At 38.7% G+C, this 9,956-nt stretch carries 9 protein-coding genes and 1 riboswitch; of the genes, 6 read left to right on the top strand and 3 right to left on the bottom strand.

Annotation, left to right across the window (positions count from 1 at the left end):
* Positions 1 to 135: 135 nt before the first annotated feature.
* The 5 genes from proS to LT143_RS17345 all read left to right on the top strand — a co-directional run bounded on the left by proS (position 136) and on the right by LT143_RS17345 (position 6,844).
* Positions 136 to 1,572 (top strand): proline--tRNA ligase, encoded by a 1,437-nt coding sequence (proS, locus tag LT143_RS17365; protein WP_246945115.1) that lies wholly within the window; start codon positions 136 to 138, stop codon positions 1,570 to 1,572.
* A 154-nt stretch (positions 1,573 to 1,726) separates the two neighbouring features.
* Complete coding sequence (locus tag LT143_RS17360) at positions 1,727 to 3,046, top strand: molybdopterin-dependent oxidoreductase (protein WP_246945111.1); 1,320 nt, start codon at positions 1,727 to 1,729, stop codon at positions 3,044 to 3,046.
* Positions 3,047 to 3,134: 88 nt separating this feature from the next.
* On the top strand, positions 3,135 to 4,295 hold the full coding sequence (locus tag LT143_RS17355; RefSeq protein ID WP_246945107.1) for a DUF4317 domain-containing protein: 1,161 nt from the start codon (positions 3,135 to 3,137) through the stop codon (positions 4,293 to 4,295).
* Positions 4,296 to 4,590: 295 nt separating this feature from the next.
* Positions 4,591 to 4,706: riboswitch (TPP riboswitch) on the top strand.
* Between the two features lie 173 nt (positions 4,707 to 4,879).
* The gene (gene thiC, locus LT143_RS17350) at positions 4,880 to 6,655 is read left to right on the top strand and encodes a phosphomethylpyrimidine synthase ThiC (protein WP_246945104.1); all 1,776 of its coding nucleotides are present in this window, start codon (positions 4,880 to 4,882) and stop codon (positions 6,653 to 6,655) included.
* 18 nt (positions 6,656 to 6,673) lie between these two features.
* Positions 6,674 to 6,844 carry a hypothetical protein gene (locus LT143_RS17345; protein ID WP_246945101.1) on the top strand — a complete coding sequence of 57 codons (171 nt, stop codon included), beginning with the start codon at positions 6,674 to 6,676 and terminating at the stop codon, positions 6,842 to 6,844.
* A gap of 65 nt (positions 6,845 to 6,909) precedes the next feature.
* Here the strand turns inward: LT143_RS17345 and LT143_RS17340 are convergent, their stop codons facing one another.
* Entirely contained in the window at positions 6,910 to 7,293 is a 384-nt protein-coding gene (locus LT143_RS17340) for a hypothetical protein (protein WP_246945097.1), read from the bottom strand.
* A 187-nt stretch (positions 7,294 to 7,480) separates the two neighbouring features.
* On the opposite strand from LT143_RS17340, the gene LT143_RS17335 reads away from it, so the two are divergent.
* Entirely contained in the window at positions 7,481 to 7,774 is a 294-nt protein-coding gene (locus tag LT143_RS17335) for a hypothetical protein (RefSeq protein ID WP_246945094.1), read from the top strand.
* Between the two features lie 115 nt (positions 7,775 to 7,889).
* Here the strand turns inward: LT143_RS17335 and LT143_RS17330 are convergent, their stop codons facing one another.
* Positions 7,890 to 9,047 carry an ABC transporter permease gene (locus LT143_RS17330; protein ID WP_246945091.1) on the bottom strand — a complete coding sequence of 386 codons (1,158 nt, stop codon included), beginning with the start codon at positions 9,045 to 9,047 and terminating at the stop codon, positions 7,890 to 7,892.
* Positions 9,037 to 9,798, bottom strand: a complete 762-nt coding sequence (locus LT143_RS17325) for an ATP-binding cassette domain-containing protein (protein WP_418909850.1) — start codon at positions 9,796 to 9,798, stop codon at positions 9,037 to 9,039. Before LT143_RS17325 ends, LT143_RS17330 begins: the two co-directional genes overlap by 11 nt.
* Positions 9,799 to 9,956 lie beyond the last annotated feature (158 nt).

Here is a 9,956-nt window from a genome sequence, read left to right as displayed (position 1 = left end):
CCACAGGCACGGTTTTCGCCGAGGAGGCTCCCGGACTCGCCCACGGAAAGCGAGTGTCCTGGAACGAAAATCAACAAAGAGGGATAACAGCGAGTTATTATTAGTAAATTATTTTTATCTCAGGAGGAAAACAAAATGTCTGAAAAAATGAAGGATTTTTCAAAATGGTACATTGAAACCATTCAAAAAGCAGATTTAATGGATTACACGCCAGTTCGCGGTTGTATTGCTTTTAAACCAGATGGGTTTGAGTTATGGGAACATATCCAAGCAGAAATGGATAGAAGGTTTAAAGAAACGGGTCACCGTAATGCCTACTTCCCAATGCTAATCCCAGAATCCTTCTTCCAAAAGGAAAAGGACCATATTGAAGGCTTCTCACCAGAACTTCCATGGGTTACAGAAGCTGCAGGGGAAAAGTTAGAAGAGCGTTTAGCCCTTCGTCCAACTTCAGAAACAATGATTGGACACCTTTACTCAAACTGGATTAATAGCTATCGCGACCTTCCTGTTTTAATTAATCAGTGGGCCAATGTATTCCGCTGGGAGAAGAAGACTCTTCCATTTATCCGTACATCTGAGTTTTTATGGCAAGAAGGTCATACGGCCCATGTGGATGAAGAGGATGCACGTAAAGAAACGATGCAAATGCTAAATATCTACAAAGAAGTCGTGGAAGGCTTACTAGCGATTCCTGTATATGATGGGCAAAAGACACCGTCAGAGCGCTTTGCAGGTGCTGTTGATACGTACTCAATTGAAGCAATGATGAAAGACGGAAAAGCGGTGCAGGCTGGGACTTCTCACTACCTAGGATCTAAGTTTGCAGAAGCATTCGAAATAAAATATTTAACGAAAGAAAATAAACATGAATACGTGCATACAACGTCTTGGGGTACCTCCACACGTTTAATTGGTTCAGTTATCATGGTACATGGTGATGAGCAAGGTCTTGTTTTACCACCAAAAATTGCACCAACTCAAGTTGTGTTAATCCCAGTTGGGCCTTGGAAAAAGAACCCGGCTATTATTGAGAAACTAGATGAAGTATTTGCTGCCCTAAAAGCAAAAGGAATCCGCGTGCGTCTTGATGATTCCGATCAATCACCAGGCTTTAAGTTTAATGAATGGGAGCTACGAGGAGTTCCTGTCCGTGTTGAACTGGGACCACGTGATCTAGAAAATAATCAAGCTTTACTAAAAGCACGTGATGAAGGAGAAAAGGTTTCCGTATCCTTAGAAACAGTTGTGGAGCAAATTGAAAAAGAGCTTGAAGTGATGCAAACTCGTCTATTCGAAAAAGCAAAAGCTTTCCGAGCAGAGCATTCCCACACTCATATTGATACGATGGAACAGCTAGAACAGCATCTATCAGAGTCTGAACAAAATGAAACCATTCCTGGTTGGATCTTAGCTGGCTGGTGTGGAGAAGATGCGTGTGAAGAAAGTGTAAAAGAAAAAACAAAATTCACTACACGTAATATACCATTTAATCCACCGGCAAAAAAGGATACTTGTATCCATTGCGGCAATAAAGCTGAACATACAGTTTGGTTTGCAAGGGCTTATTAAAGGTAAGACGGTCTAAGTGCTTTTAATTAAAGCACCTAGACCGTCTTTTTTATTTGCTATCATACACTATTCTCTGCAAGCAAAAAAAACGTAAAAATCCTTCTTTTTCGATATGATGAATAGAGAGTGCCTATTCTAGGAGGATGATTGAAGGATGAATAAAGTCAGAAGTTGGTTGAAGCAGTCATACGGCAAGAAACTCAAGAAATTGCATGCTTGGAATGCATGGCTCGTTCTTTTTTTGGCAGTGACCGGCGTCCTTCTTTATCTCCCTTTTATGAGGGGTGTACTTGCCCCTGTTAGAGTGGGGCTGAAAGAATTACATATTATCCTCGGAGTCGTTTCCGTTATCATTATTGTGCTTTATCTCCCTTTAGTTAAAAAGCATATGAAACAAATTTGGCGTAAAAAGAATCAACAATATAACTTATGGCTGGTTCTATTTCTTTTAGTAGGATGGAGTATTTCAGGAATGATCTTATGGCAAGAACGGAATCTGCCTAAAGAATGGAGTTCGGTCGCTTTAGTTTGGCATGATGTTTTAACTTGGATTGGCGTTCCTTATACCATCTATCACTCTATTTCACGAAGTCGTTGGTTGAAAAGCTCACCCAAACAAAAAAGGCAAGAAACTAGTACGAGTGTTACGAGTGTTAATAGTGAAGAAGAACATGAGCAGCTTACGGCAGATGAGTTTATAAAAAGAAGATTTAGTAGCCCTCCTTTTTCCAGAAGAACTTTTCTACGAGGTTTTACCGTCATTCTTGTTATTCTTTCAGCAGGACCTTATGTGTATCGATGGATAAAGCGTATTTTCGATGACGGTGGAACGGTGATTGATGCGGCCGCTCTAAAAGATGGGAATCGAATGATACCAGAACCAACTCCATCACCTCAATCTGCTCTTCCCATTGGAGGAGGGGCGAAGGGGAATTTTCGAGTTTACTCTGTAACCGAAATTCCTTCCTTCTCATCAGACAATTGGAAATTTGCCATAGGTGGTTTAGTCAACCAGCCACTAACTTACAATTGGGAAGACTTCTTAAAAATACCACGTCAATTCCAAGTAAGTGATTTTCACTGCATTACAGGCTGGTCAGTCTATAGAGTGACATGGGAGGGGATCCTACTTTCTGACTTACTAAACAAAGCCGGTGTAAAAAGCCAGGCAAAATATGTGAAGTTCTACTCTGGAGATGGTGTTTATACCGATACGCTAACAATTCAACAAGCTCGAATGCAGGATGTTATGATTGCTATTTTAATGGATGGAAAACCTATTCCACAAAAATTAGGAGGACCCATTAGATTAATTGTTCCAAAAATGTATGCCTATAAATCTGTGAAATGGGTCCAAGCGATAGAATTAATCGAAGAAGAGCATATTGGTTATTGGGAAGAAAGAGGTTATGATACAGATGCTTGGGTTAATCCAACATCTAAATTGAGTAGTAAGAGTGTTTTGAAGTTTTGACCTATGATAAGAAAACAGCCTGCTTAAAAAAATGATAATATAATAAAGCGAAAGTAATACTTAAAAAACTACCGGGAGAGTAACTTACATGAACAAAAAAGACGTAGCCGCGATTCGTAAACAATTCAAACCGGATAATGATCGACTGAAAATATCAGATATTTTTAACGTGTACGTGATGAAAGAAAGCAGCGATATTTTGTACCAGGAAAGCCGTCCTTTTTCCATGTTAGATCAAGATCAGCAGGAGTTGTTTTTGAATAACTTTAAAAAGGTACTTGGAGGCCAACTGGATGAGAAGTTATTTCAACTTAAGTTTCAAAGGGAAGCAGAGAACCATAGTCAGCTGATACTTCATAAGGGGCTACTTGCTTCCGCAGCAGAAGATTGGAAAGAGGAAATGCTGCAGCTTGTTGAGAAAATGTTTAAGGACACTCAATATGAAATGGACATCGTTGTCACGTTTATTCGAGGTGAGTATTACAAGCCAACGAAGGATAGAAGTGATGCAGACGATGAAAGCGTCATGAATACGGTATATTCACACCAGTTCATTCTATGTAGTATTAATCAGACCGAGCAACCGGAAAAAACATTGTTGTTTGATTTTGTGGAAAGGGAGTTCAAGTATAATGTGGTGGTCGATCCCATTATCAATCTTTCTTCACCACTTGCAGGCTTCTTATTTCCATGCTTTATTGACAACGCGGCAGACGTTAACCACATCCTGTACTCTGCGGCAAAGCCAAATCAGCCTGACTACCACTTTATTGAGCATGTGTTAAATAGCGAAGAAATTACAACGGCAAAAGAAAATAAAGAAATCTTCCAAGAAATCGTGAGGGAAGTATCTGGTGACAACTTGGATACTACCATTCTCTCCAATGTCTATGAAGAGATAAACCGAGTGATTGACGAGTCAGAAGAAGAGACGCCAAGACTAGATTATAAAGATGTCGAGCGCGTCTTAAAAGTAAGTGGAGTCGAAGATGTAAGTACGGAGAAAGTTGAAATGGCTTTTCAAAAAGTAGTAGATGATGAAAGATACGAACTAAAAGCCAGCAGTGTTATGCCAAATTACAAAACGAAATCGATTAAAATCAACACAAGTATTGCCAATATTTCAATTAGCCCTCAAGATCTAAAGTACGTGAAGCAAGTCAATGTTAACGGAAAGAAATGTCTGTTAATTGAAATTGATGAGGATATTGAGATTGAAGGGTTTAGGTTGGATGTAGGGACGCTTTAATCATTTATAACACGCTCAAATAGATATTTGGGGGTGTTTTCTTGTGTGATCTTACTATTTCTATATAGTAAAAAACTACATCCAATTAAACAAACGTTTAATTAACTATTTTTTACAAATCGAGCATAACTGGTTTTGTCTTTACAAGAAAAAAATTAACTTTAAATAGAAATTTTTAATAGTAATATTAAAATAGTGAATAAAGAAAATTAACTACTCTTTCTTAAATTTAGGATATATAAAGGTATTGGAAAATTTAAACAACCGTGTTATCTTATAAAGGTAATTGAATAAAGCAATAAACTAGGGGTGTCCATCAGCATGGACTGAGAATGGAGCGCGCATAAAGCTTCTAAACCCTCTGGACCTGATCTGGATCATACCAGCGTGGGGAAGTTTGGATTACATACGATACGAATAGTCGCTTGTACTTTTTCGTTATGATCCAGGTCCGTATTTTCGTTTCGGACCTGGATTTTTTTTGTATGTTAAGAGCGGATTCTCTAATAGACGTCACATCTCTGACTTCTAACGTTTTGGTACTAGGCCATGTCCTCCATTCTAATTAAAAGGGAGAGACTAGTATGCAAAATCAAACAGAAATGAACATTGCACTGATGTCCAATTTTCCAGGAAGTAAGAAGATTTACGTGCAAGGATCACGACCTGATATTCAGGTACCGATGAGAGAGATTAACTTATCAGACACAACTGGTTCTTTTGGAGAGGAAAAGAATCTACCCGTGAGAATTTATGATACGAGTGGTCCTTATACCGACAAGCAATATAAATTAGATATTACAAAAGGATTACCTGCAATTAAAAAGAATTGGATTGTAGAGCGTGGAGATGTTGAAAATTACGAGGGCCGAGAAGTGAAGCCTGAAGATAATGGGATCAGAAATCTAGAGAAAGTCAGTCATCAAGCTGAATTTCTGGGATTAACAAGATTGCCATTACGGGCAAAGATGGGGCAAAATGTGACGCAGCTTCATTATGCAAGAAAGGGAATCATTACGCCTGAAATGGAGTTTATCTCCATTCGTGAACATGTATCACCCGAGTTTGTACGCGAGGAAGTAGCAAGAGGGCGTGCCATTATTCCATCTAATATCAATCATCCAGAAGCTGAACCAATGATTATAGGTAGAAACTTTCATGTCAAAATCAATGCGAACATCGGTAACTCGGCAGTAACGTCTTCCATTGAAGAAGAAGTAGAAAAAATGACGTGGGCGACTCGTTGGGGCGCGGATACATTAATGGACTTATCCACGGGTAAAAACATACATACAACCCGGGAATGGATTATTCGTAATTGCCCAGTACCGGTTGGAACGGTCCCTATTTATCAGGCACTTGAAAAAGTAAATGGCATTGCAGAAGATTTAACGTGGGAAGTGTACCGAGATACCCTCATTGAACAAGCCGAGCAAGGTGTTGACTATTTTACCATTCATGCAGGAGTATTACTTCGGTATATTCCGATGACCGCAAAACGTATGACAGGAATTGTCTCTCGTGGTGGTTCAATTATGGCGCAGTGGTGCTTACATCACCATAAAGAAAACTTCTTGTATACACATTTTGAAGAGATTTGTGAAATTATGAAAGCCTATGATATCGCTTTTTCACTAGGAGATGGATTGCGTCCAGGTTCGATTGCTGATGCAAATGATGAAGCACAGTTCGCGGAACTTGAAACACTAGGTGAATTAACGGAAATTGCGTGGAAGCATGACGTACAAGTTATGATAGAAGGTCCTGGCCATGTGCCAATGCATAAAATTAAAGAGAACATGGATAAGCAGCTAGAGATTTGTAAGGAGGCTCCTTTCTATACACTTGGGCCATTAACGACTGATATTGCACCTGGCTATGATCATATAACGTCCGCTATCGGAGCTGCGATGATTGCATGGCATGGAACAGCTATGCTTTGTTATGTAACACCAAAAGAACATCTTGGCTTACCGAATAAAGAGGATGTTCGTGTAGGGGTTATTACTTACAAAATTGCCGCGCATGCAGCGGATCTGGCAAAAGGCCATCCTGGCGCGCAGATTCGAGATGATGCCTTATCGAAAGCACGGTTTGAATTTAGATGGAGAGACCAGTTTAATCTAGCGTTAGATCCTGAAAGAGCTCTTGATTATCATGATGAGACGTTACCTGCTGAAGGAGCTAAAACGGCTCATTTCTGCTCAATGTGTGGACCAAAATTCTGCAGTATGAGAATTTCACAGGATATAAGAGATTATGCGAAGGAAAAAGGACTAGATACGGTAGAAGTTATTGACAAAGGGATGCAAGAAAAGGCAGAGGAGTTTAAAAAATCAGGTAGTACCCTCTATCTGTAATGAAGGAGGTTTCCTTTTATGAACAATGCCGAGAACATAATGAAAGAAATCTCTGATTTACAAGAAAGAATAGTAGTACTGGAACAAGAAATCAAATCCATTCAACAAGAGTGTGAGCATACGTTTCAAGGGGATACGTATAGCAGAAGATGTAAAAAGTGCTTATTTGCTGAGGTTTTATATTACTAGAGTGTGGAAAAGAGTTCACAATAAAAAGGCAGCCGGAAAGCTGCCTTTATAGAGGTTACTAATCCTTAATATCCATCATAGTATCCATATGGATAACCATAAGGAGGGTATGGTGGATAAGGAGCGTAGTAAGGATAAAGAAGTAAGCTTAATAAGTCACGATATGGGAAACGACGTCTGCGAAAACGACGAAATCTTTTTCTTCGAGGACGACCATACCCGTCATAGTCATCATCATATCCATATTGTCGAGGTAATTGTGTGGAATCCATCTCTTCAGGAACTAACATGGTCACACCGTCCTGATCCATATCGTCGATAATCCCCTCAAATTGGGATCCATCCGTTAGTTGTCCCATTACATGGTAATTCATATATTTTTGACAAAGTCCTTTTATGTGTTCAGGCTGGTTATGGTATTGAGCACGGTAATTCATGTGATTATTCATTTGAAGTCTCTCCTCCCTTTAATGACCATATTATTCGGGAAGCCTGTATTAGGTTAACGCACAATAAATGACTAAGGGAGAAGTTTAAGATTAGAGTTTAGTATAATGAATGATAAAATGTTTAAAACATCGATTCTTTCTGTCAAAATAAAAATCTTCTGTCTGGTGTGAATGGAGGCAACTCTCCTTGAGTATCTTGAAAAAATATATATTTCTAAACGTACTATTCATTGTTTTTCATGTCATGATGTTCTTTGGTGGAATAATGGGTTTTGGCTCAGCACCGGACTATACACCCAAAATAGAGCTTCTAAAAGGTCTCTTATTTTTTGCGTTTATTGGAGCTTCACCTAACCTAGTTATTCTAGTGCTTGCCCTAATTCGTGGCAAGCAGATTAGAGAGAATATGAAGTGGTCTCTTCTGTTTTTTGCTCTAGTATTTAGCATTTACGTAGCGGTGTTTTGGTCAGTGTTGGAGTGATCATAGAGATTGTGGATGAAGTGGACATCAAAATAAGATGAAGGCAAAGGAGAGACAGAAATTCTATCCCTTCTGTGTTCATAACTAAGACGAGGTCTATTCCAACCTTATCATTCTAATTCATTACCCATTTATCCTTCATAAACATTACTCTTCCAATTACAAAAACAATAATCATGACGAGTAGGTTGCTGACTATCATGATTGCAATGTGCTCAATATTGACAATTCCAAACAATAACTCTTTTAATATACTAAATAAATTTAAAATCGGTATGGCAAAGTGTTGAAAAGTAAATTCATTAACGCCCATACTTGCTGTAATCATTCCTGGGAAGGCAGCGAGCATCATAATAGGAGTACTGTAGCTTTGAGCTTCCTTTATGGTTTTACCCATAATACTTGTTAACATAAGTAAGGAAGATACAAACATGGAATAAACAATGGAAATCAAGATGGATAGACCTACAATAACCACGAAATGATCATCAAAGGATATGGCTTCTTTTAATGTTTCAGTGAAGAAGGTTATTTCAAGAGCGACAACAATTAATGTGACAATTCCGGTTATGGAACCAATGGTGATGATGGTAAACCATTTTGCTAAAAGTAGAGTGCCTCGATTAACTGGAGTCATTAGTAGTGCTTCCATTGTCTTCTTTTCTTTTTCTCCAGAGAATAATTCAGAGGCAGCTGGACTTGACCCAATTCCTATTGCTAGCGCAATAAATAGTGGAATCATCATAGCGATTAAAGATAGGGCAGGATTTTCCTCGGTTACTTCTTTAGTCTCAACAGTAAAAGGCTGTATCATTTGTTGATCTACATTAATTACTTGTAGTCTTTCGGCAACAACATATTTTTCATAAGTTGATAATGCAGTAGTAACCATACTCATTAAAATAGAAGAATTTTGACTGGATGAGTCACCAACAATCGTTACTGACACTTCTTCATGATTTTCTACTTTTGATAAGAATGACTCATCAAAAAGTAAGGCTGCTTTTGCTTCGCCTTGCTTTACTGCTTCCTCAGGATCCGCGAATGACACAACGTCAATTCCTTCAAACCCTTGAACAATACTTAATTCTTCTTTTGTGGCTGTTTCGCTCACTGCTAATGTATAGGTTTCGCCTTCACCACTGGAAACAAGATTTTCATAGAACAGAGTCAATCCTGTCATCATGAAAATAGGTAACAAAACAGTTAGTAATAATGTTCTTCGGTCTCGAAAGGAATCTTTCATTTCTTTTACATAGATGTTAAGAAGCATAATGTTCACTCCCCCTTACTAATTTGCTCATGAAAATATAGTTTAGATCTTTCGTTCCTTCTTCTTGATAAAGCGCTTCTAGCTCTCCTTGATACACAAGCTCTCCCTTATGCATCATCGCAACAGAATCACAGAGCAGTGTGACTTCTTCCATAATGTGACTGGAGAAAATAATGGTTTTCTGATCACGCTTTAGTTGATGAACGAGCTGTCGAAATACATTGGATGAAGTAATATCTAAGCCGGTCGTAGGTTCGTCAAACAAAATAATGTCTGGGTTATGAATGAGTGTTCGGGCGATCGCGACCTTTTGTCGCATCCCTTTTGAAAAGCCTCCTACTTTACGATTTAAGTAGTCCCGCATACCAAACATTCTGGCAAGCTCATCAATTCGTACCTTCGTTTCATGCTTGCTGAGACCATATAGACTTGCGAAATACTCAAGGTTTTCTCGAGCTGTTAGACGGTCATATAAGCCCGTTTCTCCTCCGAACAGAACGCCGATTTTCCTTTTAATTTCGTTTGCATCTTTCACTGTATCAAAACCATTTACGGTTATAGAGCCTTCTGTAGGTTGTAAAAGTGTGGCGATTGAACGAAGTAGCGTTGTTTTCCCAGCTCCATTTTCTCCAAGTAGCCCAACGACTTGCCCTGGTTGAATGGAAAAAGTAACATGCTTTAAGGCTGTGACAAATATTTTTTTATCTTTAAATGTTTTCGTAACATCTTGAATATGGATCAAATTAATCATCCTTTCGTCTTTTTCTTACTTTGATGATACAAAGAATAGGAAGTGAAGTCTTCGATGTTGTCGTGAAAATGCCTTTTTCTGTCGTGAAAGTGCCAAAACTCATCATAAGAATGGTAAAATAAAGAAGATTTGTAGAGTAATTGTAATGTGAGGAGAAG

Source organism: Bacillus pinisoli (assembly GCF_023036475.1).
Taxonomy (GTDB): domain Bacteria; phylum Bacillota; class Bacilli; order Bacillales; family SA4; genus Bacillus_BS; species Bacillus_BS pinisoli.
Note: the sequence above shows the minus strand (reverse complement) of the source record. Positions and strands in the feature narration are given on the sequence as shown.

Bases quoted from the DNA above. Each gene is read 5' to 3' on its own strand.
- proS (WP_246945115.1), top strand. From the start codon at position 136: ATGTCTGAAAAAATGAAGGATTTTTCAAAATGGTACATTGAAACCATT.
- LT143_RS17340 (WP_246945097.1), bottom strand. From the start codon at position 7,293: ATGAATAATCACATGAATTACCGTGCTCAATACCATAACCAGCCTGAA.
- LT143_RS17330 (WP_246945091.1), bottom strand. From the start codon at position 9,047: ATGCTTCTTAACATCTATGTAAAAGAAATGAAAGATTCCTTTCGAGAC.
- LT143_RS17360 (WP_246945111.1), top strand. From the start codon at position 1,727: ATGAATAAAGTCAGAAGTTGGTTGAAGCAGTCATACGGCAAGAAACTC.
- LT143_RS17345 (WP_246945101.1), top strand. From the start codon at position 6,674: ATGAACAATGCCGAGAACATAATGAAAGAAATCTCTGATTTACAAGAA.
- LT143_RS17325 (WP_418909850.1), bottom strand. From the start codon at position 9,798: ATGATTAATTTGATCCATATTCAAGATGTTACGAAAACATTTAAAGAT.
- LT143_RS17355 (WP_246945107.1), top strand. From the start codon at position 3,135: ATGAACAAAAAAGACGTAGCCGCGATTCGTAAACAATTCAAACCGGAT.
- thiC (WP_246945104.1), top strand. From the start codon at position 4,880: ATGCAAAATCAAACAGAAATGAACATTGCACTGATGTCCAATTTTCCA.